At 49.9% G+C, this 26,413-nt stretch carries 22 protein-coding genes; 7 read left to right on the top strand and 15 right to left on the bottom strand.

Annotation, left to right across the window (positions count from 1 at the left end; genetic code table 11):
• The first annotated feature begins 180 nt into the window (after positions 1-180).
• Both H6G00_RS02920 and H6G00_RS02915 read left to right on the top strand, forming a co-directional pair.
• Positions 181-1,791 (top strand): flavin monoamine oxidase family protein, encoded by a 1,611-nt coding sequence (locus tag H6G00_RS02920; RefSeq protein WP_190795557.1) that lies wholly within the window; start codon positions 181-183, stop codon positions 1,789-1,791.
• Between the two features lie 224 nt (positions 1,792-2,015).
• On the top strand, positions 2,016-2,513 hold the full coding sequence (locus H6G00_RS02915; RefSeq protein WP_190641432.1) for a RidA family protein: 498 nt from the start codon (positions 2,016-2,018) through the stop codon (positions 2,511-2,513).
• A gap of 59 nt (positions 2,514-2,572) precedes the next feature.
• On the opposite strand, the gene mdh is transcribed toward H6G00_RS02915, so the two are convergent.
• From mdh to H6G00_RS02880, 7 genes are all read right to left on the bottom strand, one after another.
• Positions 2,573-3,544, bottom strand: coding sequence for a malate dehydrogenase (gene mdh / locus H6G00_RS02910; RefSeq protein ID WP_190641277.1), 972 nt, complete (start codon positions 3,542-3,544; stop codon positions 2,573-2,575).
• 107 nt (positions 3,545-3,651) lie between these two features.
• On the bottom strand, positions 3,652-3,867 hold the full coding sequence (locus H6G00_RS02905) for an NAD(P)H-quinone oxidoreductase subunit O (RefSeq protein WP_190641276.1): 216 nt from the start codon (positions 3,865-3,867) through the stop codon (positions 3,652-3,654).
• Positions 3,868-3,926: 59 nt separating this feature from the next.
• The gene (locus tag H6G00_RS02900) at positions 3,927-4,790 is read right to left on the bottom strand and encodes a DNA-formamidopyrimidine glycosylase (RefSeq protein WP_190795556.1); all 864 of its coding nucleotides are present in this window, start codon (positions 4,788-4,790) and stop codon (positions 3,927-3,929) included.
• 164 nt (positions 4,791-4,954) lie between these two features.
• Positions 4,955-5,338 (bottom strand): photosystem I reaction center subunit IV, encoded by a 384-nt coding sequence (locus H6G00_RS36495; protein WP_190641274.1) that lies wholly within the window; start codon positions 5,336-5,338, stop codon positions 4,955-4,957.
• 172 nt (positions 5,339-5,510) lie between these two features.
• Entirely contained in the window at positions 5,511-6,161 is a 651-nt protein-coding gene (locus H6G00_RS02890) for a DUF6391 domain-containing protein (RefSeq protein WP_190641273.1), read from the bottom strand.
• A gap of 79 nt (positions 6,162-6,240) precedes the next feature.
• Positions 6,241-7,029 carry a hypothetical protein gene (locus H6G00_RS02885; protein ID WP_190641272.1) on the bottom strand — a complete coding sequence of 263 codons (789 nt, stop codon included), beginning with the start codon at positions 7,027-7,029 and terminating at the stop codon, positions 6,241-6,243.
• 368 nt (positions 7,030-7,397) lie between these two features.
• On the bottom strand, positions 7,398-7,964 hold the full coding sequence (locus H6G00_RS02880) for a hypothetical protein (protein ID WP_190687982.1): 567 nt from the start codon (positions 7,962-7,964) through the stop codon (positions 7,398-7,400).
• Positions 7,965-8,391: 427 nt separating this feature from the next.
• On the opposite strand from H6G00_RS02880, the gene rsmH reads away from it, so the two are divergent.
• Positions 8,392-9,312, top strand: coding sequence for a 16S rRNA (cytosine(1402)-N(4))-methyltransferase RsmH (gene rsmH / locus H6G00_RS02875; RefSeq protein WP_347278139.1), 921 nt, complete (start codon positions 8,392-8,394; stop codon positions 9,310-9,312).
• A gap of 74 nt (positions 9,313-9,386) precedes the next feature.
• Here rsmH and H6G00_RS34565 read toward each other — a convergent pair whose 3' ends face one another.
• The 6 genes from H6G00_RS34565 to H6G00_RS02850 all read right to left on the bottom strand — a co-directional run bounded on the left by H6G00_RS34565 (position 9,387) and on the right by H6G00_RS02850 (position 14,902).
• Positions 9,387-10,307 carry a cistern family PEP-CTERM protein gene (locus H6G00_RS34565; protein WP_347278141.1) on the bottom strand — a complete coding sequence of 307 codons (921 nt, stop codon included), beginning with the start codon at positions 10,305-10,307 and terminating at the stop codon, positions 9,387-9,389.
• 686 nt (positions 10,308-10,993) lie between these two features.
• Positions 10,994-11,923, bottom strand: coding sequence for a 2OG-Fe(II) oxygenase (locus H6G00_RS02865; RefSeq protein WP_190795554.1), 930 nt, complete (start codon positions 11,921-11,923; stop codon positions 10,994-10,996).
• A 114-nt stretch (positions 11,924-12,037) separates the two neighbouring features.
• Positions 12,038-13,543 carry a GTPase HflX gene (hflX, locus tag H6G00_RS02860; RefSeq protein WP_347278138.1) on the bottom strand — a complete coding sequence of 502 codons (1,506 nt, stop codon included), beginning with the start codon at positions 13,541-13,543 and terminating at the stop codon, positions 12,038-12,040.
• Positions 13,540-13,758: a hypothetical protein gene (locus H6G00_RS35120; RefSeq protein WP_242042096.1), complete on the bottom strand. Its 219-nt coding sequence runs from the start codon at positions 13,756-13,758 to the stop codon at positions 13,540-13,542. The genes hflX and H6G00_RS35120 overlap by 4 nt, the downstream gene beginning before the upstream one ends.
• A gap of 52 nt (positions 13,759-13,810) precedes the next feature.
• Complete coding sequence (locus tag H6G00_RS02855; protein WP_190795553.1) at positions 13,811-14,215, bottom strand: tetratricopeptide repeat protein; 405 nt, start codon at positions 14,213-14,215, stop codon at positions 13,811-13,813.
• Between the two features lie 507 nt (positions 14,216-14,722).
• Positions 14,723-14,902, bottom strand: coding sequence for a hypothetical protein (locus H6G00_RS02850; RefSeq protein WP_190795552.1), 180 nt, complete (start codon positions 14,900-14,902; stop codon positions 14,723-14,725).
• Between the two features lie 47 nt (positions 14,903-14,949).
• Here H6G00_RS02850 and H6G00_RS02845 point away from each other — a divergent pair, with 47 nt between their 5' ends.
• Positions 14,950-20,106: an LpqB family beta-propeller domain-containing protein gene (locus H6G00_RS02845; protein ID WP_190795551.1), complete on the top strand. Its 5,157-nt coding sequence runs from the start codon at positions 14,950-14,952 to the stop codon at positions 20,104-20,106.
• A gap of 89 nt (positions 20,107-20,195) precedes the next feature.
• Here the strand turns inward: H6G00_RS02845 and H6G00_RS02840 are convergent, their stop codons facing one another.
• Positions 20,196-21,818, bottom strand: a complete 1,623-nt coding sequence (locus tag H6G00_RS02840) for a hypothetical protein (protein WP_190795560.1) — start codon at positions 21,816-21,818, stop codon at positions 20,196-20,198.
• Positions 21,819-22,088: 270 nt separating this feature from the next.
• On the opposite strand from H6G00_RS02840, the gene H6G00_RS02835 reads away from it, so the two are divergent.
• Both H6G00_RS02835 and H6G00_RS36010 read left to right on the top strand, forming a co-directional pair.
• Entirely contained in the window at positions 22,089-23,558 is a 1,470-nt protein-coding gene (locus H6G00_RS02835) for a DNA-3-methyladenine glycosylase 2 (RefSeq protein WP_190795550.1), read from the top strand.
• Positions 23,559-23,591: 33 nt separating this feature from the next.
• The gene (locus tag H6G00_RS36010) at positions 23,592-24,104 is read left to right on the top strand and encodes a methylated-DNA--[protein]-cysteine S-methyltransferase (RefSeq protein WP_190795549.1); all 513 of its coding nucleotides are present in this window, start codon (positions 23,592-23,594) and stop codon (positions 24,102-24,104) included.
• 1 nt (position 24,105) lies between these two features.
• On the opposite strand, the gene thyX is transcribed toward H6G00_RS36010, so the two are convergent.
• Positions 24,106-24,828 (bottom strand): FAD-dependent thymidylate synthase, encoded by a 723-nt coding sequence (gene thyX / locus H6G00_RS02825; protein ID WP_190795548.1) that lies wholly within the window; start codon positions 24,826-24,828, stop codon positions 24,106-24,108.
• 205 nt (positions 24,829-25,033) lie between these two features.
• Here thyX and H6G00_RS02820 point away from each other — a divergent pair, with 205 nt between their 5' ends.
• The gene (locus H6G00_RS02820; protein WP_190795547.1) at positions 25,034-26,338 is read left to right on the top strand and encodes a P-loop NTPase fold protein; all 1,305 of its coding nucleotides are present in this window, start codon (positions 25,034-25,036) and stop codon (positions 26,336-26,338) included.
• The last annotated feature ends 75 nt before the right edge of the window (positions 26,339-26,413 follow it).

Below are 26,413 nucleotides of genomic sequence, written 5' to 3'. Positions count from 1 at the left end.
CTACATGAAGCTGGATATTTTGGAGCGTGCCCCGCGTACGCGGGGCACGCTCCAAAATATCCAGCCTTGAAGAGAATTGGTATTGGCACTTTACTGCTAAAGGATTTTAGTTGGGTTATAGAAATACTGTACTTATTTGAAAGCAGCTGTACGGAAAATTTCTAGAGCGTAGAAAAATCCATGAATCAGCATTCAACTCGGAGAAAAATTTCTCCGACGCGCCGTAAATTTCTGAAATTAGTAGGAAGAGCAGGTGGGGCTGCGGCTGTTTTCACCACGATGAAAGCAATGGGATTGATCCGTTCTCCTGCTAAAGCGGCTGAGCGTCCAAACTTACCCAGCGGTTCAGGAAGTGGAACTAAAGTTGCCATTTTGGGAGCCGGAATTGCGGGTATGACAGCCGCTTATGAACTCTCTAAAGCAGGCTATGAGTGCACCATTTTGGAAGCCCGCGATCGCCCCGGTGGTCGAATTTGGACGATTCGTGGCGGCGACACGATTGCAGAAACCGATAGCAGCCAAACCTGCACCTTTGATGCGGCCGATCACCTATACATTAATCCTGGACCGGCTCGGATTCCCTATCACCACACAGGATTGTTGGGATACTGCAAAGAGTTTGGCGTACCGCTAGAAGTCATTGTCAACGAAAATCGGGCAGCTTACTTTCAGGACGATCAGGCGTTTGGTGGAGAACCCGTTCTCAATCGTCGAGTCGTCAATGACAGCCGGGGCTACATTGCAGAACTCTTGGCGAAAGCCGTAAGTCGAAATGCGTTAGATCAAGAAATCTCAACCGAAGACCGGGAACGAATTCTAGAGATGATTTCGAGCTTTGGTGGACTGGATGCAGATTATCTCTACAAGGGGTCTAGCCGAGCAGGATACAGTACGCGACCAGGAGCCGGGTTAACCGCAGGTGAGCAATACGAGCCACTTGACCTGTCAGAATTGCTAAAGTCCTCCTTCTGGGAATACAAGATGCAATTTGGTGAGGGCTATCACCAAGCAGCAACGATGCTGCAACCCGTAGGTGGAATGGATCAAATTGTCAAAGGCTTTGAGCGGCAGGTGGGTAATTTGATTACTTACGGCGCTGAAGTAAGCGAAATTCGCAAAACGGCTGAAGGGGTGCGAATTGTCTACACCGACAAAGCTTCAGGTAGCCAAGGAGCATTAGACGCGAATTACGTCATCTGCACTTTCCCGCTCTCCGTGTTGAATGACGTTGAGGCAGACTTTTCGCCAGCCTTTAAGGAGGCGATCGCCATAGGAGCCGCTTCTTACGCCAAGGCGATGAAAATTGGTTTCCAAGCCGATCGCCGCTTTTGGGAAGAAGACTACGGCATCTACGGTGGCATTTCCTGGACAGAGCGAGACATAACTCAAATCTGGTATCCGGCAACAGGCTTCCAGCAAGAAAAAGGCATCATTGTGGGTGCTTACATTTGGGACAACGACATTGGTGAGCGAATCGGAGCGATGTCTCATGAGGGAAGGCTCCGCAAAGCGATCGAGGACGGCGAAACGATCCATCCTGGCTATGGCAGTGAGGTTTCCTTTGACAAGGGAGTCAGCATTGCTTGGGACAAAATTCCTTATAGTCGAGGCGGCTGGATTGAATGGGAAGAAGCCGGACTAGAAACTGCCTACCCCCTGCTCAATCAGCCCGATGGCCCAATCTACCTGGCTGGAGAACACCTCAGTTACCTAACCGGATGGCAGGAGGGGGCAGTCCTTTCTGCCCATCAAGCCGTTCAGGCAATTTCTGCCCAAACGCTGGCAGCATAAGCAAAACTTCTGACTGGTTCAGGAAAATTCTTGTGGCAAGGCTCTGCCTTGTGATGCCAATGGGTGAGATGGCTCCTGCTACTTTGACGAAACAGAATCTCCCCTAAGGCATTTGTTGTGGCAATTTATATTCTGCAAAGACGCTCTTGATCGCGTCTCTACATGAGGCTATGGAAATGAAAAAGTTCAAATCAGTGCTGAGATCGTGGAGCAAGGTTGCTTTTATGCCATTGGTGGTGGTTGGAGTGGCGATCGCCCTCCTCCTCCTCACCCCTCACCGCACGCTGGCTCAGGAAGTAGTTCGCTATCCCATTCCCAACTCCACCTTCCCCATCGCTCTTGCCGTCGAAACGCCACCCAATGCAGCACTCGTTCACTTAAGTGGACAGGTGCCACCCGTCGTTGATGAAACCGCCCCAGAAAGCTCCATCGCCGCCTATGGCGATACCAAAACTCAAACTATTGGGGTCCTCGAAAAGATCCAGGCAATTCTTCAAAGTATGGATATGACAATGGGAGATGTGGTCAAAATGCAGGCTTTCCTGGTCGGTGATCCCAGCAATGGCGGCGCAATGGATTTTGCTGGATTCATGGAAGGCTACACCCAGTTTTTTGGCACTGAGGAGCAACCCAACCTCCCCTCTCGCTCGACGATGCAGGTAGCTGGACTGGTTGATCCAGGCTGGCTAGTCGAAATCGAAGTCATGGCCGCTCGTTCCTAAAATCTGTAGCTCGAATTTGTAGGTTGGGTGGAGCAAAGCGAAACCCAACTTGTTCGCAACTAGACTGAACCCTTCAGCATCTCTAATGCATGATGGGTCTTTTGACGAACTGATTCAGCAGAACTATATAGGGCAGTCCGTTCAGCATCCGTCAAGTCCAGTTCTAAAACACTTTCAACGCCACCACTGCCCAACCGAGCAGGCACGCCAATGAAAATGTCTTCTAACCCATATTCGCCCTGCAAATACGATGCAACGGGCAACAGGCGAGACTGATTGAGCAATATTGCTTCAATCATGCGACAGGTTGAAGAAGCCGGAGCGTAATATGCGCCTCCAGTCTGCATAAGTTCTACAATTTCTGCCCCACCGTTACGGGTTCGCTCAATCAAGCGTTCGATTGTTGCGGCATCTAATAGCTCTGTAATTGGAATGCCGCTGACAGTGGAGTAGCGGGGCAGGGGCACCATCAAGTCGCCGTGACTGCCTAACACCATCGCGCTAACATCCGCTGGAGAAATACCTAACTCCAGGGCAATGAAGGTCTGAAAACGGGCAGAATCCAGAATTCCCGCCATACCCATGACCCGAGAGAAGGGTAGACCACTGGCTTTCCACGCCAGATAAGTCATTACGTCTAATGGATTTGTGACAAGAACCAGAATGGCGTTGGGTGAATGGGCGATCGCCTGCTTCGTTGCCTCCACCACAATTTGAGCGTTAGTTCGCATTAGGTCATCCCGATTCATGCCCGGTTTGCGAGGCAACCCAGCAGTAACCACGACAATGTTAGAGCCTGCCGTGTCGGCATAGTCTACCGTGCCCACAATCTGGCGATCGTGACCTTCAATGCCTCTAGCTTCCATCAGGTCCAGCGCTACGCCTTGAGGTCTGCCTGCTATGACATCAAGCAGCACAACATCTGCCAAATTTTTTTCAGCAATCCGTTGAGCCAGAGTACTGCCTACATTCCCCGCTCCAATCACTGAGACACGGGTAGAAGTGGAGGCGATCGCATCAGGAAAATTCATGATCAAAAAAGGCGACACGGCAAAGCGATCGCAAATCAATAAGATGACTAGAAGATGACTAGATAGTTAGGGACCAATCAGAGACACAGACTATCTAGAGACAGGAGTTATTCAAATTTTTCTACTTGGTCAGCTTTCAGCCACATATTTGGCGTAGGCACATGCCCAAACTTAACCAACACATAATCTCCCTTCGAGTCTACGATTTCTCCCTTGGTCTCAAAGAGATAGGGTGGAAATCGTGTATCGCTGGCTTGTGCTTCCAGACTATTTTCCAATTTTTCCCGCACAGCCCGAACCAGATCGCCCTTTTTAACTGCCATAACTCACGTTATTTAGTAATCTTGCGTTCTTTCACATTGTATGTGCTGATTAGCCAATCTTAGCGCTGACACTTGGGGCAAAAATGCGCCGATCGCCCCGCTAGCTTCAACCGCTCGATTGGAGTATCACAAGTGCGGCAGGGTTCTCCCTTACGGTCATACACCCAAGCAACACCGCCATAGTTACCGTTAACGCCTTCCACATCTCGAAAATTGCTAAAGCTTGTTCCTCTCGCGTCAATGCTGTCCTGAAGAACGCGCACAATGGCCGCATAGAGGGCTGTCACTTGACGCGACTTGAGCGCAGAACAAAGAGTTTTAGGTTTGATCTTGCTCAGAAAGAGGGCCTCATCGGCGTAAATGTTGCCAATTCCAGCGACTAACATCTGATCGAGCAGCGCATTCTTGATGGGGCGGTGGCGATCGCGCAATCGTGTCGCCAAATACTCAGCCGAAAAGTCTGCCGATAGGGGTTCTGGACCCAATCGTTGCAGCCCTGTCATCACCACTTCAGGCTGGGTACCGGACGGCACCCACCACATTTGCCCAAAGGTTCGCTGATCTACAAACCGCAGTTCTTGCTGCCCAGCCAAAAACAGACGGACTCGACAGTGCTTTTGCAATGGCTCCTCCTGATGGAGCCACAACAGTTGTCCCGTCATCCGCAGATGCACCCCCAACCATCCCGCAGATTGAGCTTGCCCTGGGGGGGAGGAAATTTGATATAGCTCTGCCAGCAAATATTTGCCGCGCCGATGCCACTGAGCGATCGCCGTTCCCTGCAAGCCTGCTAAAAAGGCGATCGGTAGAGGGGGATGGGCGATCGTGCGTGACAACAGCACATCTCCACCCACAATTTCTTGGTTTAAAGTTCGCTGATTTAAACCTCGTCGAACCGTTTCAACTTCAGGTAATTCGGGCACAATTCAACCCAGCCTGCAACACACTCCAGTAAATTCATTCTATTAAAATCGAATGCTTTCGAGTGCATAAAAGCTTACACCTTGAAAACTTGAATGCCTTCAGACGAGTGCATAGTCCTACACTCTCGCCTGAAGGCATTCGAGGTTAATTCATTTCGCAATTTTTAACGAGATTCTGTACCCTGGTTGGGAGCACCTTCCTTGTCAGGCTGATCCGTTCCAGGAGCCTCTGCTGCTGCTCCTTTGGTGGACTGTCCTGCCCCTTGTCCTGTTCTCCGAGTTCTAGTATCAATAGTGGTTTGCTTACCACCAGAAGCTGCATCAGCAGATGGAGTCTTAGAAACCTTCTGCTTAGCTGCACCCTGTACTTCAACAACTTCATCCATGCTGAAGTTGTTGGTGTTGACCCCAGCATAATTAACTTTATTAAAGCGAACAATGACGGGATACTTAATGCCGCTCTGATCGATAGAGGCAACCGTACCCACATCTTTGTACCAGTAGGATTCTTTGCGAAGGATTCGGACTGTAGAACCACGTTGTACCATGAGCTTTTCCTTTCGGGTGATTATTTAACTCATACAGTAATTGTCTTTCAGAGTACTACTCTGGCAGGACTTTCAGGCTGTTTCAGTCTTTAAGTTTTATTGCTGTGCCTATAGTCCTACAAAGTTAGAGCAAGAAATGAATCAAAGCTTTTCATTACTTGTCCCTGCCCGATCAGTTTGAGTTCAACGGTTGCTCAACCCATCGCACCTGCACAAAGTGAACTGGACGACCCTGGCGATCGCCCAACGAGTTAACAGTCTCAATCGCCAGATTGAACGGAATCGCAGTCGTAACATATCGTTGAGCCAGATTACCAATCTCAGGAGCAAGCTGCGTGGCAGCTGTTGCGGCCAACCCCATTCCTAAAAATTGCTCCAGTGGATTGCGTGGCAGCACCAAGGGCACGCCAAGCACTAACCCAGCAGCCATCACCATCCCTACCGACAAATTCGTGCCACAGCGGGGATGTACGGCTAAATCCCACTCACCATTGACGAGGCGCAGCAATGCTGAGTGGGCAGCTCGCCGTAGCTGCATTGAGGTAACCGTACCGTAGACATAAAAACCCTGATCAGTAGACATACCACCCAAAGAGCTGTTGCTCCCTGCAATCAGAGTTGGGGGAGCAACAGTATCATCTGGTAAATTGCCGCTTAAAAGCCAGATGGTGGCGTGTTCCAAAGCGTGAACCTGACGCACCATCAAAATCTCTTTTAACCCTGGAATGAAACCTAGCTGATGAAGCAGGGCACTATCTTGAGTCGCCTCTGGCGAGAAATCAAAGGGTGAACGGCTAGCATTGGGGGAACTAGCGATCGCCATAACGAGCCTCCAGCGGCAGATTCAAATAGATTTCTCTTCACTCTAGCGAAGCCTCAACCTTACACTCAGTTTGTCACAATTATTCAACCCCTACAGCCACCACTTGAGGAGAAGCGATCGCTGATGCGGTCGGTTGCGCGGGTGCCCCACCTTCTCCTACCGCTCTAACCACCTCAATGCCGTTCTGTTCCAGTACAACAATGGGTTCAGATCCTGCGTTCACCTCGATCCGCTTAACTAAAATCTGACCGTTAGAAAGCCGTTGCCCAACCCGGACGTAGCGGCTACTTGGCTCATTAGGGGCACTGATGATCGCGTGAGTTGTATTGCCAATTTGCACAACGCCTGTCACCTTAACCAATCTGGCAAGGTCAGCTTGAGGGCGGGGTGGAGGAGCAGGACGCTGCGGTACTAAGCTTGGAATGGGGGCAAGACTGCCGGGACGGGATGATTGTCCACCTCCACCTCCACCTCCACCAGATGGGACGTTGGGCAACCGAGTGCCCGTTTGTCCTGGGGATGTAGTTGGAGCTTGAGCAACAACCGGAGGAGTTTGAATTACAGGACTGGTAGGCAGCAAAGCAAACGGGTCTGGACGATTCCTTTGAATTCCTTGAACCCGCTGGTCTGAGTCCGTAGAACCAATTAAATCTGGTGGAAGCGTACCTGTGGGTGAGGTCTGCCCATCAACTACGGGTGGCTCAGAAAAAGGCTGAGTCGCAGTAGCACCAGGCGCAGGCTCAACCGTTTCAACCGTAGTGCCAGGAGATGGCTCCACAGCCGTGTCGCTGCCACCTGAAAAGAGGGCACATCCTCCCAGCGAGAGGGCTAGCATCCCTATAGACGCGATAAACGAAATTTGACGCATTCCCAGTTCCCCCAGAAGATAGACAATCCAGTGCCGTTTCAGATGTCCTCTAGCAATCTCAGAAGACTAATCTCGAAAAACCATTGTGTTTACATAACATAGCTTATACGCATTTACAACGCACTTATAGTCGTATATCGAATTAGCTTTTGAACAGGAATAGGAAAAAACCGCATTGGTACAGCGTTTCCTAACCTCCAACCAAAACATTTTTGTGTGAAAGCTCTCATACACCAGGAGCTTTCACACAAAAGGCACGTCTTCAAATATACAGGTGAGGACACAAAAGCTTAGAAAGCTCAGGAAATACACAGATGCCAGTTGCTCAAAGATTCCAATACCTCTGCCCCACTGCTGCCTACTGCTATCTATTGAGGTAAGGAGAACGGATGGGTAGCAATTGGATTTTGGTCATCTACTGTGCCTGTAATGGTTTCAGTATTTCCTTGAACCAACAATGTCAAAGTATAGGAAATCGGACCTGAAGTCGTACCACAGCGAGTGTACAGGTTAACCTCAATCGTGTAGTCTCCCTCAGGAGCCTGTGAAGGAGGCCAAAAAATATTTTCAATTGGCGATGAAACCGTTTCCCCACAGCCAGCATTAGCATCCACGTCGAGTTGCCCTCCAGAAGCCACGCTAGGATTAAAGTAGGTGACTGTCTGTCCCGCTGGGTCAGTCACTGCCATATCCAAGTCATCGGTGGATGTCCATCTCAGAGTTACTTGAATATCGCCGGTACCTAGGGTTTGCTGTTCGGCAATTTGAACAGGGGCAGCAGAAGGACAGATGTCAGATAGGTCAACTAACCGTCCAACGTCGTTGACCATAAAACAGCCTTGACGCTCTTGAGCAAGAGTTGGGGTATGGCTATCGCCTAGCAATGGAAGCAACACAGCAGACAAGATGAGAGCAGGACGCAAAAATTTAAGCATAATGCAGGTAAGTTAGCGGGTTGAGGTGTCAATAGAGACAAATTGCCAGAAACGTACGTCAGAAATGCGCTGTCAGCAGCCTAGCAATCGTGTCTCTTGAGGATGTTCTACTAAGAATGCCCATCCTTCAGAATGCCCTAGCTCTTTAAGAAATTAACTGGAAATCAGTGATTTTACGCAGAATTCTAGATAATTTGATTTTTTTGAGTCAGAACTTCACATCACGCTCTCTTTCAGCAGAAGCTTCGAAAGAAATGCACATCGCGTTGATGCCAATTCAGTATCATTGGAAAATGCTCTGAAAACCCTACTTGGTTTTCGAAGGGGTTGCGGTTAGGGGACGCAAGTCAGGTTTAGGTCCCAAAACCGTAGCTCAATAGTATTGCTATATTTGAATGCCGCTAAATTTTGAATGCCGTTAAGTACTGTGTCTGATTCTGTTACTGATTCCTCCAATGGTCCCGAATTAAGCGAGAGGGGAGATATCCCCTTCGCTCATATTCCTGTTTTGAGTCAAGAGTTAATTGAGGGAGTGTTAACACAGACAGCAGGCGTTTACCTAGATGCAACGGTTGGCGGGGGTGGACATAGCAAACTAATTTTGGAAGCGGCTCCAGAAAGTTGTCTGGTAGCAATTGACCAGGATACGCAGGCACTAGCAGCAGCTCAAGCTCAGCTAGCTGACTTTAAAGAACGAGTGCAGTTTTGGCACGGCAACTTTGCTGACTACAGTCCAGGAGACGTACAGTTTGATGGCATCATTGCAGACTTAGGAGTTAGCTCGGCTCAGTTTGACATTCCAGAGCGAGGCTTTAGTTTTCGGCATGAAGCACTGCTAGATATGCGAATGAATCAGCAGCAATCGCTAACTGCGGCTGAAGTGATTAATCACTGGGATGAAGCAAAGTTAGCAGATATCTTTTACGTTTACGGCGAAGAACGCCTTTCTCGACGAATTGCCAGACGCATCGTTGAGCGGCGACCACTGAAAACTACAACTGAGCTAGCCGAAACGATTTTTTACTGTGTACCCAAGTCGTATCGATATGCCAGAATTCATCCAGCAACTCGTGTATTTCAGGCACTGCGAATTGCTGTAAATCAGGAATTGGCTGTTTTGGAAAAATTCTTGAAAATATCCCCTCTTTGGCTAAAACCCGGTGGTCGAATCGGCATCATCAGCTTTCACAGCCTGGAGGATCGCATCGTCAAACACTCCTTTAAGGAATCAGAGCTATTGCGAGTCCTAACTAAAAAGCCGATGGTGCCGCAGGAAGAAGAGATGAAGCGAAATGTGCGATCGCGTTCAGCCAAGTTGAGGCTAGCAGAGCGACTAGCAGAAGTATAAAGAAAGATGGAGGACAGGTTTTCCCGTCCTCCATCTTTCTCTTAACGTTTCACAACTACAGCCAAACTAAACCATTAACGGGTTCTTCTCTGGCGGAGCAATGCTAGACCAGCCATTACTAGACCTCCAACAGTACCCGGTTCAGGTACAGACTGAGGAGTTGAATCTGAAGCGGGCTCTACAGCAACCGGAGGAACAGGAGTAGGCTCGACCATAACTGGAGGTACAGGAAGCGCTGGAGTAGGCTCGACCACAACTGGAAGTACAGGAAGCGCTGGAGTAGGCTCGACCACAACTGGAGGTACTGGAGTAGGTGCTACTGCAACCGGGGGTGCTGGAGTAGGCTCGACCACAACTGGAGGCGCTGGAGTAGGCTCAACCACAATTGGAGGCGCTGGAGTAGGTGCTACTGCAACCGGAGGTACTGGAGTAGGTGCTACTACAACCGGGGGTGTGGGAGTGGGTGCTACTACAATCGGAGACGCTGGAGTGGGTGTTGGCGCTACTACTACCGGAGGGGGAGAAGATCCGTGACCTGTTCCACTGTCATCGTTAAAGCCATTGCCGTTGATACTTTGATAGCGGACACCAAAGTTGCTCAACGTGAAGGTATTGACGTTACCTGAAAAAGCAAGGATAGGCAGGAAACTATCGGATGAACCTGTGTACACACCGCCATTCTGACCACCCTGGCAAGTATTACCGTTGGTGAAACACACATCAAGATCACCAAATTGATTAGGAAATGCTCCTTCTCCATCGTTACTAAAAAGCCCAGAAACCCTTGTGCTACCAGCATTGTCAGAGTGACCAACTCCAAGTAAGGTCTGATTCACATCAAAGCCTAAAGCAGAACTTCTGGAGGAAATACCATTGCTGGAGGTATTACTAAGCAGAATTTTGAAAGCTGCTTCAGTGTTTTTTCCAACTGAAGAGAAACCTAAAAAAGTAAAGGTTGCTTTGGAAGAAAGCCCAGAAACAGATTTTTCGTTAATGCTTCCATCAAAGAAGATGTCAAACGAGCGATTTGCATCGTCGGCACTCACTGTAACGTTACCACCGTTAAGTACGAAAGCTGAAGCCGGAGAAGCAGCTAAGAGCGAGTACAGTCCTAAAGTTGATAAAACAGATAACCCAAGGACTTGCCGCGAAGAAGGTTTAGACATCGAAGTTTAGGCGTATCTAAAGTTACATCTTCATCATGCCCTCGGCAAAACTTTCACATCCTATTTTTGAGGACTTTCACACGATCTTCAACTAGTTTTTCAGCTCTGTAAACCCACATAAGCTGGGATTTTTCAGTAGTTTTACAGGTCTTCTCTTTCAACACAAAATAGGTTATTCCCAATTGCGATCTAAAATTTTAATCAGTACAAACAGCTAGGTTATCCACTCCCGAAAGGCGGATAAAGCTACAGTATTCCAGGATTTAGCTGCTCTGTAGCTAAATCCTGTGGTGACATGCTGCCTTGTTCACAACTCTCCTAAATAAATTCTTTGCTGATTCACTCAGTAGAATCCGCTCTTAAATTTGCTAGTGCTTAAGGGGCGATCGCCAAGACTCTGCTCACCCTGGTACGTACTATCACTTGATCTTTTGATAATGTTGAGTTTCTAAATATTGCTCGCGAAGGGTTGGGTTTGTGAGGTGATGACTAAGCATCCTGACAGAGCAGCCAGGTTAACGTCGAACCCAACCATTAATAGTGAAGCGGCTATCAGCAAATGCTTGAGAAGGGCAATGGACGGATAATACTTCGTGCAAACAGCGGCTCAAGAAAAAGACGATGCTATTGTTGCGGGGGTCTACAGTCTTAAAAGTTTCTGCTCCTACAAAAAAACTATTCTCAATCTTGCTGTCGTAGATTCGTAACTCGCCACCTCTAAAAGGTTTTGGCGTTTGATAGAAGTAGTAAACGTAGGTTAACTCTCGTGTTGCTGTATCTGTGCTGCCGTTGTCATTGTGAATTTTGTAGTAGTTACCGTCGTTGTGTGCAGTGAGCTGAGCCTCTATCTGAGAAACCGCAAAGAGGGGTAAACCTAGCTTGTGTAGCACATCTGGAATCACTTTCTGAATACGTTCTACTATTAGTTCGGAAAATTCTGGGAAATCATAAAGCGCCATAGATCGCCGGTAGTTGATGTCGTTTGTTGAAGTGCTAGTAGGAACGAAGGCTTTTTCCTTGTTCAAAACAAAATTTAGCAGTCGGCTAGTTTCTTCTGTACCTAAGAAGTTATCAATTTGAACGTATTCTGAAGGGATAATTCTGGGAGAGGTCGGCTTTTGAACTAGATTTGCCCAAGATTGCACAGGTGGTTCTGTCTGAGGTTGAGCAGTTTGGTTTTGCTGGACGAAAACAGGCGGTTCTGTCACCAACCCGACTAGCTGTTCACTGACAAAGCAAAGCGCTGAACGGCCTTGCTCAATCGGAATTTGAAAGAGTCCTGTGGAACTCTTTTCTTGTCCGTGAGCACGAGACACAAGGGCTGCGATGAGGCTGTGTAGCAAGGGGGCATCGGGTGAAAGGGCTACTGTGTATTCATGTCCTCCAGCCAGTAAGATTTTAACCCGGATCTCTTTCGGCAAGGGTGATTGTGATGTGGATTCCATGACTGTCTTCTGAATTGACCGATTCAGCTAAGGTCGTGACTTGATGAAAGCCAAGAATGTTTTGGATGAAAACACGGTTTTAGCGCTTTTCCATTTGAGTCTCTGGGTTATAACCTAAGAGGCTGAGGTTGCATAGTGAACAAGTTGGGCAAGATGCTGGCGCAAGGTTTCTAAACCGAGGCGATCGCCCGCCGAGATAAACACTGCCTGAGGAAATTCTTCCTGAGCCAGAGTGAGCGTGTCCCCATCTACTTGATCAATCTTGTTAAACGCCAACAGGATTGGACCGGGCGTTACAGGCATGTCAGATAAAATTGTCATAACTGAGCGAATTTGGCTCTGCCATGCTGGATGGGAAAGATCTACTACATGCAGCAAGGCATCCGCTTCGGTGACTTCCTCTAAAGTGGCGCGAAAAGCATCCATGAGTGAAGGGGGCAGTTCATGGATGAAACCAACGGTATCTGTCAGGACAATGGAGAGCGTTTCGTGAGTGATGGGGTCAGCAATCGCCAATCGCCGTGTCGTGGGGTCAAGCGTTGCAAAGAGCTGATCTGCTGTATAAACCTCAGCATTGGTCAGCACATTTAATAGAGTAGATTTTCCAGCATTGGTGTAGCCAACAATCGCAACCGAGGGCACTTCCTGGTGCTGACGCTGACCGCGCAAGCGAGAGCGATGTGCCTGTAGCTGGTTCACTTCTTGCTGTAAGCGGGTAATGCGCCGCTGAATAGCCCGTCGTTCTGTCTCTAATTTCGTTTCGCCTGGACCTCGGGTGCCAATGCCACCGCCAAGTCGAGACATTGCTCGTCCGCGTCCTGTTAGTCGCGGCATCATGTACTCTAGCTGCGCCAACTCGACCTGAAGTTTGCCTGCGCCAGACTGGGCGCGCTGGGCAAAGATATCTAGAATTACTTCGGTGCGATCGACAACCCGCACCCCGATCCGCACTTCCAGGTTTCTAACCTGGGCAGGAGACAGGTCACGGTCAAACACAATCAGGTTTGCGCCTACGGTTTGGGCAGTCAGGGCAATTTCTTGGACTTTACCTTCACCTACAACGGTTTGGGGATGAGGACGCGATCGCCGCTGTTGCACAATCTGCAAAACTTCACCACCAGCCGTTTCAACCAGCCTTGATATCTCTGCCAAGCCATCCTGAAAGCGCTGCGGAGTGAGCTCACTGGTCAGCACACCAACCAGCAACACTCGGTCTTGGTCAGGACTAACCTGCTGGGCAACATATTCTCGCCGAAACTCTTCTTCTAAACTTTCGGTTAATTCTAAAAAATCTTGCTGAGACAGCACCTCCAGGCTTAAAGGCGGAGAAACAGTCCAACTTACTTCGGGATGGGGCACCAAATGAGCTAAATATATTTCTTGAACGTACCCTGTTGCACCACCACCTCTTCGCTCAAAGCCACTACCAGAAAGTGTTAGAACAACCAGTGCATCTAGGCGTTGAAGCGCCATTGCAGTCAGAGTTGCATCACTAGGAACCTCAGACTTTAGCTGAGTAGCGATGCAACGAATTCCAGAAAGCCGCTCAGCTCCATAACGTGGCAGTTCCATCGGTGGAATTTGAGTTTTGCCGACCGTCCCTACCCCAACTCGAGTCACCTGACCTCTGCGGTTGACGTAGGTACAAATCGGCTGCTTGATATCATTGCTGATTGCAGCGAGACGTTGAGCAAACTCAGGCGTAGTGAAGCGATCGCCCGGTAGCCGCTGATGATAGAGCCGCTGAAGCTGCTTAAGCTGACTCGGCTTGAGACCTTGAAGATTACCGTAAATAGTTTCGATAGGCGTAACCGACCACTGATTGCTGAACCCAACGCATCTATTCTATCGACCTGAGTAAAGCTTGACGCATCATCAGGACAGAAACTAGGGGCAAAGTTTTCTTAAGGCTTGAGTTATTCTTTGCCAGAGCGATCGCCGCTCAACTCCAAGCGCCTTGGCGTAACAGGCATAGGCTTCCTGATAGCGTTCGAGACGGTGCAGCGCTGCCCCTCGAAAGATCCAGGCTTCTGAATGGGTAGGTTGAACTTCTAGCGCTCTATCACAGCTCGACAGAGCCTCCTGGTAGCGATCCAGATGAATCAGCACAACTCCGCGAAATACTAAAGCCGCACAGTCGTTTGGGTCAATTTTTAGGGCTTCATCAAAACTGTCAAGCGCTTCTGTATAGCGACCTAAACGAGCCAATGCATCACCTCGAGCAACCCAAACCGCACTGCTATCTGTTTGAGCTGCTAAGACTTTGTCGAAATTAGGAAGAGGGTAATCCATACCGATCCCAACGCTGTGGGCTTTGAAAAACCGAGCCTATGTCAATCTATAGCTGTCTATAACTCAGTATTGACCTTCTATCTTCACTTAAAATCAGTGATCTTACTCACCTCTTTACTTAAATCAATAAACTTTTTTATAGATAATTAGTAACTGATACAGGTATTTCTTTAGTCCAGAAAGCAGATTACAACAAAAGATTAAAAGTTTGTTTTCAGAGATTTAATAAAAACCAATTTAGTAGAATCGTCTTTACTAAAATTTCATCAACGCGTGAGCAATTATTTGCCAGCAAGGGTTCTCACCCCCTTTTACAAGAATTAATCTGTTCGCTATCGTCTCTTCTAGACAGTCATCATAGTGATGCAAAATTCTTTTTTGAGATGATTTAAATCACTAGAAAATCTAACTATTTGACCATCGCTCAGATAAGCTTTACTGTCCACTTTCAGACGTGCGGGTTCATTCAAATTAACAATCTGGTTCAGAAACCTCAAACGGCTCAACTTAGAAGTCTTCGACAAAGCTCCTTGGTTCTGCTTGGCTGTGATGCAGCAGGTAAGGCACCGGAAAGACCTTCAGAAGAAATGGCAGAGTACCGAATTCGCGATTATTCTCTGCTGAACGGGCATTCTTGCCTGTAAGGATCAGGTCTAGCAAAAGTTGCCCCTTGGCCATCCAGGGCATTCCAAAAGCTATTGAAAAATTACGCTGCTTTATAAGGAACTAGATTAATGTCACGGGATGCACTTGTTGTCGGAGTTAATACCTATCAGTATTTGTCTGGCTTACAAGCTCCAGCCCGGGATGCTGAGGCGATCGCCCAACAATTGCACACTCAAGGCGAGTTTCGTATTCATCGGCTGCCAGAAATCATTAGTTCAGGGCAGCCCCAAGTCGGGTTAAAAACTCCAGTCACCCTACGTGATCTAGAGACTGCCCTAGTCAATCTGTTTAAGCCAAAGGGTAGCAACGTCCCTCATACAGCACTATTTTACTTTTCTGGACACGGCATTCAGCGAGAAGCCGGGATTCAAGAGGGTTATCTGGCACCCAGCGATTCCAATCCTGATGTCGGGTTTTACGGCTTATCTTTGTTTTGGCTGCGACGACTGCTGCAAGAGAGTCCAGTACGCCAGCGAATCATTTTGCTAGATTGCTGCCACAGCGGCGAATTTCTCAACTTTTTGGAAGCCGATCCAGGAGCGCGTCCCGGTACAGACCGACTCTTCATGGCAGCATCCAGGGAATACGAATCTGCCTACGAGTCATTAGACAGTCCTTATAGTGTCTTTACCCAAGCCCTGTTGACAGGACTAGACCCTCAACGCAGCGAGACAGGGATTATCACGAATCATTCCCTGACCACCTGGGTAAACGATGCCCTCAAGGGAGAATTGCAGCAACCGCTGTTTGAGAATTCAGGCAGCGAAATTATTTTGACGCGGGGTGAGAGTTCAGCAACGGCAAAGAAGCCGCTGCAATCAACCGACATCTGCCCTTATCGAGGACTGGAATTTTTTGATGAAGCCCACGCTGAGTACTTTTTTGGGCGAGAGGATCTAACCGATCAGCTGCTTGATGAGTTGAGAAGAGGACGCTTTGTTGCTGTAGTCGGTGCGTCGGGCAGCGGTAAGTCTTCTCTAGTCAGGGCGGGACTGCTTTGGGAGTTGCGGCAAGGAAAAAAGTTTTCGGGGAGCGATCGCTGGCGAATTAAGCTGCTCACGCCAACTCACCGTCCGCTCAAGAGCTTGGCATCTGCTTTTGTAGATTTGAATGTCTCTGACTTGGAGCGAGCAGAGCAGCTTCGACGAGCAGAGGTCTTTTTGCAGGATGGCGGAGCCGGACTGGCACAGCTAGTGCAGGCAAGCTTGTTAACCGAGCAGGGGAATGGGGGCGATCGCCCCTCCTCCTTTGGGGCTGAAAAACGTCCACATCTGTTGCTTGTGATTGACCAGTTTGAGGAAGTCTTCACCCTGAGTCATGGAACCCAGGCAGAGCAGGAGCGCCACCAGTTTTTTCAATGCCTCACCCAAGCCCTACAAGTGGCGGGCGACTGCCTCAGCATCGTGATTGTGCTGCGGGCAGATTTTTTTGGCAAATGTTCTCTTTACGAGAAGTTGGCTCAGCAAATTGAGCAAAACATGGTGATTGTGACACCGCTGAGCTATGAGCAAATCAAGGCAACCATCATGCAGCCTGCTCAAAAAGTAGGGCTGACCTGTGAGCCAAATCTGGTCTACACCATGCTGCTAGATGTGATTGGTGCGCCCGGAGAACTGCCGCTGCTGCAATATACCTTACTGGAGCTATGGCAGCGACGGCAGATTGACGCGGACAGGGGCGCTGCCTACCTTACCCTGGATGCTTATACAGAATTAGGCGGTGTAAGAGGAACCCTGCAAAAACGCGCAACCGAAATTTTTTATGGACTATCGCTAGAAGAGCAGGGTGTTGCCAAGCGTATTTTTTTGGCGCTAACGCAACTGGGAGAAGGAACGGAGGACACCCGACGGCGCGTATTTAAAGCGGAATTGGTAAATTCCGCCTTTTCACGGGAATTGGTCGAGCAGACTCTAGAAAAGTTAGTTGCTGCAAAGCTCGTGGTGACAAACCAGAGTGAGAGCTGGCAGTCAGCTGAAGGGGACGACGCTGCGAATGATCCTGCTAATGAAAAAGCTCTGGCAACGGTCAGCTTTGCCCAAGCCTGGCTCTGTCAGGAAACGATTGATGTCGCCCATGAAGCCCTGATTCGGAACTGGACACTGCTGCGGAGTTGGCTGGACGAAAATCGGGAGGTGTTACGACGACAGCGACGGATTGAGCAGGTTGCCCAGGAGTGGAACAATGCAGGACAGCCCAAAGGAGTGGAATATTTGCTGCGCGGTGGCCGATTAATTGATGCTGAAGATTTTCTCAGCCACTACTCGGATGATTTGTCGTCTTTGGCACAGCGCTACATCATCGTTAGCCAAGAGGAGAGCTACCGAGCCAGAAAGGAACTGAGATCGCTGCAAATTGCGGTACCGTCAGTCTTGCTGGTTGCCTTATTGGTAACGTTTAACCAATACCGCACAGCGGTGCAGACGCAGGCAGAAAAGGATTATCAGCTTCAGGTTTCAACATCGCGAGAACGGGCGGCGATCGCCCAGTCAATTTTGCAAGAACCGGATAGCGACCCAATGACCGCTTTGCTGATTAGTCGCTTAGCTGCAGAACAGGGTGGACAAACCTACGAAGCTCAATCTAGTTTGCGGGCTGCCCTACAAGATTTGCGACTGCAACTAGAATTACATGGGCATCAGGCTGCGGTTCACCAGGTTGTTTTCAGTTCTGACCAAAACCATTTGGCGACCGCTAGTGCTGATGGCACGATTCGCCTCTGGCCAGTCCATTCTCACACCATTCAAACTGATAGCATCCAGCCGTTCAAGATTTTGTCTTGGTCTGACTCTTCTTCGCCAGATGCCGCTGCAACTCCAGCAACACCAAACTTGACCACTGTTGCGTTCAGCCCTGACAACAAACAGGTGGTGGCGATCGCCCAAAATTCACCCCAAATCAAAATTTGGTCAGTTGAATCTGGCGATTTGATCCAACAAATCGAAGCAACTCAAGCCGTCACTCAAGTAAGCTTTAGCCCTGATGGAAAGTGGATTGCCACAGCCAGCACTGATCGAAGTATCTCCATTTGGCAAGCCGAAACAGGTCAGCTTCAGGTTCGTCTCACTCAGTCAGGAGCAGTCAACAGCCTGGAATTTAGCTCCGATGGGCAACGTCTACTTTCGGCTGGGGCTGATGGCTTTGCTTATCTATGGCAACTGGCGGCTGCATCCCCAACCGCTCCCTTAACCGCAAGACTCATCAAATCCTTGCAGCATCCAGATGCAGTAAACAGCGCCAGCTTTAGCCCCAAGGGACGCTGGATCGCGACGGCCTGCGATGATGGCAAAGTCAGACTTTGGGAAATTGCTACTGGACAACTGCGCCACACTCTGACTCAAAACACCTCGGTTGATCGACCACCCAGCACCACTCAGTCAGCATCAACCCAACCCACACCAGGCATCAACCCGATTGCCCCCGTTGTAAAAGTGTTGTTTAGTCCGGATGAACAACTCCTGGCAACAACAAGCACCAGTCACCAGACCTGGCTTTGGGAAGTCGGCTCTGGACGGCTTCGGTCCAGACTCACCGGCCAAGGGGTAGCCCAAACGGATCAAGATGAAGGGATAGGGGCGATCGCATTTAGCCCTGACAGTCGCCAAATCATCACCACAAATCGAGCGCAGGTTAACCAAGAAGTTTCCTACAGTATCTACCTGTGGGACACTCAAACGGGGAGCCAAACAGGTACACTACGCGGGAATCATGCTGCCATTACTACAGCGCAATTTAGCCCGGACGGTGCTTATCTCGTTACAGCTAGTCAAGAGGGCACGGTGCGCTTGTGGTCAGCAGAGTTGGGTGGTGAGTTGCCGACGCTCCATATTCCTCATGCGCTAGTCCAGTGGGCAGCCTTTGTTCAACCAGGGGAACCTTTGAGCGCACGTGCATCCACGGCAGATAGCGTCCCCAGCATCAACCTGAATCCATCCTCCATGTTGATAGGAGGCAATTCTGACTCTAAGATTCAGCCAAATACCGCTTCAGCAGTCCCGACAGGCATTATGACAGTTACAGCGGATGGGGCACTGCGACGCTGGGAGGTCATTCCAAACTCGGTTGCTAATCCTACTCTGGCGGTAGATCTAGATCAGGGGCTACCTTCTGCTAGCACGGCTCAAATCGATACCTCTATTCAGCCACAAAACTTTTGGCAGCGGTTGACAGCTTCTGGATGGCGATCGCTGTTGGGTTCTCAGACTCATTCGCCAAAGGCAGAAGCGCCTGCTTCTGAAACGCCTGTTGCGGCAGTTGGGGCAAGAATGGGACAGCTACAACCCGCAGGTGCTGCAACGACAACTGGAAAAATTGTGCTCACCAGCGTTGCTTTTAGCCAAAATGGTCAAATGATTGCAACTGCAACCAGTGATGGATGGGTTGAAATTCGTCGAAACCAGTCGAGCCAAATCGCAGAACCATTACAACGGATTCAGAGCGTACAGGTTGCAGAAGTTCGTAATAACGCTACCTCTAGCCTGCGGCACTCGGACATTCCTGCAGTTTTTCATCAGTTAGTTTTTAGTGCGGACGGTCGACTGCTGTTGGGCTTGGGAGATGATTTTGCTGCCCGCCTCTGGGATGTGCAGTCAGGGCAGTTGTTGCAGACTTTGCATGGACATGAAGCAATGATTCAGCAGGCGCAGTTTAGTCCTGATGGACAGCAGATTATTACTGCCAGCCTGGATCGAACGGCACGAATCTGGCAGGTGGCTTCTGGGCAAACAGTCAAGGTGCTGTCTCATCAAGATGCAGTTAGCAGTGCCGCTTTTAGCCCGGATGGACAACAAGTGGTAACGACTAGTTGGGATAGCACGGCTAGAGTGACGGATGTAGAAACGGGAGCGCTCAAGGTAATTTTGTCAGGGCACCGAGGGTTGGTTTTAGATGCCCAGTTTAGTCCTGATGGGCGATCGCTCGTTACCGCCGGGGCAGATGGCACTGCCCGCATCTGGGATGCAGAAACGGGTGTAGAAAAGGCACAGCTTCACCCAACCTACACGGGAGCTGAGCCAAAGCTGATTCGTCGGGCTTTCTTTAGCCCAGATGGTCAGTACGTTGCCACATTAACCGAGCAAGGGCAGGTGAATTTATGGGCTGCGACCTGGGAGATGCTGCTGGAGCTTGCCCGCGATCGCAGTTTCCGTCAGCTAACCGATGAGGAATGCATTCGTTATTTACGCTTGGCTCCTGATAATTGCCCAACGCTTGAGATTAATCAGGACTAATGGTTATGTCGTTTTGATAAAAACGGGCGACAGATGAAAGGGCACCCCGCTAAGCGGGGTGCCCTTTCATCTGTCGCCGATTCTAAACGTTAGCGCCGTCTGCCACCGGGAGTGCGTCCATTTTCGTCATTGCTGCCGCCATGCGGACGAGAGTTGCCAGGGTCACATCCTTCGGAACCGTTGCCAATGCCCTGGTTGCAGTTGCGACGACGAGAGCGACCGCCGTCATCGTCATCGTCGTCATCATATTCGTAGTCGTCATCGTCGTCATCATCACCGTCGTTGTCGTCATCATCGTCGTCATCGTCGTACTCGTAGTCGTCGTAGTCATCGATGTCGATGATTGTTCCTTCCGTAAAGCCAACTTCTTGATAGACCAGGATTAATTGGCTGACTTCGTAGGTGGAGATGCTGCTAGTGCTGATGTTACTAATTTCAACGATTTCTCCAGGAGTGGCGAGTAAGGCAGGAGCCAGCCCAGAGATGAAGCAAGGAATGGTGCGACCAACCAGAGAGAAAATACCGCTTTCAAAGGAACTGCTGTAAACAGAGCTACTAGAAGTGGAAATGCTCTGGGTTTGGAACAGGCTGGTGTTAATGTTTCGGGTACTGCTGAGGAAAGTGACGCGGCTATCGCGATAGCTTGAACCACTCACCTGGGTGTAGTAGCTATAGGTATTGCGGTTCGCGTCAATGACACCGTTTTCATCACTATCAACACCGTAAACGGTGCGAACGGTGCCGTAGGAACTGCTTTGGCTAGGCAAAATCAGGTTTACAGCAGCGTTGTCATCCAGTAGCTCAAACTCGCTGTAGCCAATCAGGACGTTTTGTGGGGTAAAGAGGCGGACGACGACGCGATCGCCTGGATTGAGTCCACGAATAAATCTTGCCCGCTGGTTGATGCGATAGCGAAAATCGCCGACAAACCGCTCTTGCAAGAATGCATTAGGACGCTGAGCCTTAAGCGAAACGCGGACAATAACATTATCAAAAGTGGGCTGAGATTGAAGAACCGCCAGACTAAAGTGTCCTCGCAGCGGGTTCAGAGTATTATTGGGTTGTCCTGTGCCAGTTACCGTGACAGGAACAGAGGTTTGAGTGCTAGTTTGAGTCGTCTGGCTGCTCGTCACCTGAGTAGTGCTGGTCTGGCTACTGGCGATCTGGGTTGTAGTGGTTTGAGCGATCGCCCGATAACGTTGCACTTGCTCCCAGGTCACTTCTTGGTTTCGCTGCCCGCCACGCACGTCATAGCGCAGTTGAGCGACTGCCCGTAGCTCTACGTCATCTAGGTCATCATCGTCCAGTGCATCTTGCAAGTCGTCCAGCGAAATCACCTCTGGCTCTAGCGTTACTCGTCCTCCGTTGTTGTTAATTAGACGAGCACCTGTGCTGCTGTAGATCAGTCTCCAGCGACCATCTTGACGAGCAAAAATTTGGTAAACGGCGTTTGCGTAGCTGGTTTCAGGTTTTTCTAAAACATCCAGTTGCATCACCAGAGAGGTAACCTGCTGACGCGCATTGACCAGTCTTCCAAGCCTTAAGACGCTGTCCCATTCTTGCTGACGCTGACTGATTTGCAGCGGCGCAGGGTCTGCCAAAACTTGGGAATAGCTGCCCAAGATTAACGTTGAAGCCATTAAAGCGATCGCACCCTTTTTCCAGAAGGAAGCAGATTTCCTGCTGGTCATATTTTGTTTGTTCGTGTTCATGAAAGTTGAGGTGATTACGGTGAATGGACAAGAACTGATGACCGACGATCGGCTCAACAGCCCCGCCCCAATCAGTTCCCAGTTTTGCTAAGTTGACCTGTCAGGTAGCGCACAGGTTCCCTTTAGTATGGGTTTTTACAATTTGAACACGCAGTTTTTATCAAATCTACATAGGTAGGGTGTTGGGGCAGTTAGGGATTGGAGCAATCACCCAACACCCATGTCCGAAAACGGCTAGATTTTCCTGTGGGGCAGATCTATGCTGTGCCCATGAAACTCGATCATGAAACCTGCTACCGAGCTGTACAAGCCCGCGATCGCCGTTTTGATGGGCGGTTCTTTACCGCAGTTTTGACGACTAAAATCTATTGCCGACCGATCTGTCCGGCTCCAACACCGAAACGAGAAAACTGTATCTTCTTGCCTTGTGCTGCGGCTGCCCATGAGAAGGGGTTTCGTCCCTGTTTGCGCTGTCGCCCAGAAATTTCCCCTGGATTGTTTGCTCAGTTTGAAGGGGCTGCGGTTGTTTCACGGGCGCTGAACCTGATTGCAGAAGGCACTTTAGATGATGGTAAGGTAGCAGACTTGGCGGAACAGGTGGGAATGGGCGATCGCCATCTCAGGCGATTATTCACAGAACACTTAGGCGCACCCCCTCTGGCTGTGGCGCAAACCCGCCGGATTTTGTTTGCCAAGCAGTTGATTGACGAAACTTCCCTGTCCATGACCGATGTGGCAATGGCGGCAGGGTTTATGAGTATTCGACGGTTTAACGAAGTGATGCAAAAAACTTACCAGCGATCGCCCCGTGAGCTACGACGAATTCATGTCCCTGAAAATCCAGAGAATAGCCCTACCCCTGCCGAAATTACGCTGAAGCTACCTTTCAACCCGCCTTATCACTGGTCGGCGCTGGTGCGTTTCCTTATACCCAGAGTGATTCCTGGAGTTGAGGCAGTCGGTTCTAATTTTTATTGCCGCACGATTTGTCTAGATGGATTGCACGGAATTGTTGAAGTGCGTCCGGTTGAAGGACAAAATCATTTGCTGGCTAAGATCCGGTTTCCCAAACTGGTGGCGATCGCCCCAATTGTTGAACAGTTGCGCCGTGTCTTTGACCTGAACGCTAACGCCACCGAAATTGCAGCTCATCTAGAACGTGATCCACTGCTTCGAGATCGAGTTTTGGCATTGCCAGGACTGCGCGTTCCGGGTGCGTGGGATAGCTTTGAACTGGCGGTGCGGGCAATTCTGGGACAGCAAATTAGCGTTGCTGCTGCCACGAAACTGGCAGGGCGACTAGTGGAAACCCACGGTGAACCGTTGAACCTGGAAACTCCGACCGAAACGCCATTGCAACGGGTATTTCCTCGCCCAGAGGTGTTGGCGATCGCCGACCTGACTCAATTGGGGTTAACTCGTGCCCGTGCCAAAGCCATTTCATCTCTAGCAACAGCGGTTGTGGAAGGGCAAGTTTTAAGCAGTTTTTCCAGCCTGGAAAGCGCCGTTCAAACGCTCTGTGAGTTGCCGGGAATTGGAGAATGGACGGCTCACTATATTGCAATGCGGGCATTACGGGAACCAGATGCTTTCCCGGCAACGGATTTAGGGTTGCGGCGATCGCTCTCCCCAAACAATCCCCTTACAAAAACACAACTGCTAGAAATGGCGCAGTCTTGGCGACCCTGGCGGGCTTATGCTGCCATGTATCTGTGGTTGTCAGAAGGGTTAGAGGAGTAGAAACGGATGCATCTCACTTCAGGAGAAAACAGCATGGAACTCTTTATCGACAAGATCAATTCCCCATTGGGAACCATTTTGCTGGTTTCGGATGGAGAGAATTTGTGTGCATTAGATTTTGTGGATTACGAACACCGCATGACCCAACTGCTTCAGGTGCGGTACGGACACTTTCACCTGAAGGAAATGGCGAATCCAGCCGAAATCAGCAGCAAAATTCAGGCTTATTTAGAAGGAGACTACAGCAGTCTCAATCACATTCCAGTTAGCGCAGGCGGAACGGCCTTTCAGCAGCAGGTCTGGGCAGCACTGCGAACCATTCCGCTGGGAACAACTGTCACATATGGGGAACTCGCCGCAAAATTAGGCAAACCGACGGCTTACCGAGCTGTTGGCATGGCAAATTCGCTCAACCCAGTGGCGATCGTGGTGCCCTGCCATCGGGTGATTGGGGCAAAAGCAAACCTGACGGGCTACGCGGGTGGGCTTGAGCGCAAACGCTGGCTACTGAAGCATGAGGGCGTTGCTCTGGAATCGCGAAACTAAATTAAGGCGCTAAGCGAGCTTTTTTGAGGCGATTGCTTTCATACCAGTCGGCGATCGCCGGGGTCCAGTCCCGAAACGGCACCCAGATCAATTCACACAGTTTTTGCGCCTCAAGCTGAGCATCGGCTTTCCAGCGCAGATCTAATAGATGCAGGAGCGATCGCACATTTGCCGACAGCACCCAGTGCTGTCGCACATCAAAGGGAATTAGCCCCCGCGCATGTTCTTCTGAAAATCCCTGGTTGATTCGTTCTTGGTAGCGCTTGCAGGCTGCCAAACACCAGTCCAAATCTTGCTGTCGCTGTTCTGGGGTGTATTCGTAGCGCTTGCCCTGGCGATCGCTATAAGCCCCGATTGGACGCAGGTAAAACACATCCTCTACCTCTTGCTTCCCCTCAACCACATCCACGATTCGCTGTCCGGTATATCTCATGGATTGAACATCAAAGCTGATTCCAACGCGATGAGTCCGAATTTGCTGCATGGTGCTGTGGGGAAACCAGCCGCAGTTGAGCACGATTTGCGGATGCTCTAACGGGCCGTAGTGTCCTCGGTTGCCTGCTAGAAGCTGTTTGACGATGATTTCTCCGGCTTTTTCTTCGCTGGGCCAGCGATCGCGCTCATCACAGACAAACCCCTCCGCGTAGTCCTGGTGCATTGCAGCATAAATGACCTGCTGGGGGTTGGGAGTTTGCGAGATTACGGCAACGGTAAAGCGATCCATAGGACTTGGGAGAATTTAGAGATGAGCAGCAGAGAGTATCAAGCTCTCTAGAATAATCCTAGATTGTCTCAATTCGGGCATCCTTAAGTTTTTTATTCTCAAACGGAGGTAACTTTGCACGATTTCAGCCGCACGTGTGCGGCTGAAATCGTGCCATTAAACTCACCTTGATGCAAGATCCAAGTGGAAGCAACGGTATATTGCGATGGCGCTTGACTTAGCCCGATTTTTTAGAGCCTGTAACCCCAGCCGCACGCTGGTGGTTGGCAACCCTGAAGACCAGCTTTATTACATTGATTTTGCAGGTGTGCGGGGCGGCAAAATTATTGAAGCACTGGAGCGCACGATCGCCCTGCTTTCTCCCAACGACCCAACCTGCCAGCTTTTTACCGGGCACATTGGCTGCGGCAAGTCTACCGAACTGTTTCGGCTGAAGGCAGAACTGGAAGAGCAACGGTTTTATGTTGTTTATTTTGAGGCAGACCAGGACTTAGACGTAGCCGATGTGGATGTGACCGACATTTTGCTGGCGATCGCCCGCCAAGTCAGCCACAGCCTAGAAAATATGGGCATACGGCTCAAACCGGGTTACTTCTCTCGGCTTTTTTCTGAGATTGGAACGATGCTGCAAACGCCGATTGAGTTTTCTGAAGCAGAGTTTTCCGTCGGCATTGGCAAAGTGGTTGCCCGCACCAAAAACAGTCCACAGTTTCGCAGTCAGCTTCGGCAGTTTTTGGAAACCCGCACCAGCAGCATTCTGGAATCGATCAACCAAGAACTGCTGCAACGGGCCACCGTCGAGCTACAGCGGCGCGGCTATCGTGGACTGGTAGTGATCGTCGATAACCTGGATCGGGTTGAAAATCGGCTGGCAGCATCAGGGCGATCGCAGCCCGAATACCTCTTCATCGATCGGGGCAAGCAGCTTCAAGCTCTTGACTGCCATGTGGTTTATACGATTCCCCTGTCGCTGATCTTCTCCAGTGAAGGAGAAGCGTTGAAAAATCGACTGGGAGGTGGCGTTGCGCCGATGGTTTTGCCGATGGTGCCTGTTAATTATCGAGACGGGCACGAAAACCTGGAAGGCATGGCACTGTTGCGACAGTTGGTTTTAGCCAGAGCCTTTCCTGAAATGAATCCGGTGCAGCGGCTCAAACTGATTTCAGAGATTTTTGATCAGCCCGAAACGCTCGATCGGCTGTGTCGAATCAGCGGCGGTCATGTGCGAAACCTGTTAGGGCTGCTCTATAGCTGTCTGCAGCAGCAAGACCCGCCGTTTCCACGTAGCACTTTGGAAAGCGTAATTAGAACTTATCAAGATGACCTGGTGCTGCGGATGAATGCGTCTCAGCAAGAGTTGCTGCGGCAGGTTGCTCAACAAAAGACGATTGGCAACGCGCCGGAATATCAGGCTTTGCTGCGGAGCTTGTTTGTGTTTGAGTATCGTGGACCACAGGGGCGCTGGTTTGACTTGAATCCAGCTCTGTCCGAGCTAGAGGAATTATCCTGAAGGAAAGTAGCCGTAGGTTGGGTGTAGCACAGCGCAACCCAGCGCAACCTTCAACACTATTGGGTTTCGGGATTT

The sequence above is a fragment of the Leptolyngbya sp. FACHB-541 genome, assembly GCF_014695875.1.
In the GTDB taxonomy this organism is placed as follows: Bacteria; Cyanobacteriota; Cyanobacteriia; order Elainellales; family Elainellaceae; genus JAAUTN01.
This window is presented reverse-complemented; position numbering and strand designations above follow the sequence as displayed.